The 534-nt window shown below is 54.3% G+C and carries 2 pseudogenes; both read right to left on the reverse strand.

The annotated features are described in order from the left end of the window. Nucleotides 1-305: pseudogene (locus MoGM_RS00435) on the reverse strand (acyltransferase); the annotation flags it as partial. A 35-nt stretch (nucleotides 306-340) separates the two neighbouring features. Next, nucleotides 341-534, reverse strand: a pseudogene (locus MoGM_RS00440) (D-alanine--D-alanine ligase); the annotation flags it as partial.

Below are 534 nucleotides of genomic sequence, written 5' to 3' on the forward strand. Positions count from 1 at the left end.
ATGTCGCGGTGGTCGCTCACGAACGTATACCGTTTTCCGGTGTCTATCCGGCTGGCGTCCATGTCGCAGCCGTCGCTTGCCGCCTTGAGCAGGTTGTCAAGAAACCCGTAGCAGAACGCTTTTTGGAAATCAAGGTTCGTATGGCACATTCTCATCTTTGCCGCCACGGCGTCCGCGGGTATTTCCGGCAGCACATAGCTCATTACACGGCGGAAAGTGTCGTCGGCGAGCAGTCTTTCGAACGCCTCCGGCAGCTCTTCCGGCTCGAAAGGGCGTATGGGGTCAAACTCTGATGGTATTTTCATAGGTTGTGGGTATTACTTTTGGTTTGTCGGCACCTTTATTCAAACTGGTTCTCTATTATCTCCGTAAGCACGTCTTTCATCTCCATGCCCGCCGCCTTGACCTGCTGCGGTATAAAGCTCGTGGCCGTCATGCCGGGCGTGGTGTTGGCTTCGAGCATGTATATCTTGTCTGTCTCCCTGCCGTCGCTGCCCGTGCCGCAGGCGATGATATAGTCAATGCGTATTATAC

The organism is Prevotella sp. MGM1, from assembly GCF_002933775.1.
In the GTDB taxonomy this organism is placed as follows: domain Bacteria; phylum Bacteroidota; class Bacteroidia; order Bacteroidales; family Bacteroidaceae; genus Prevotella.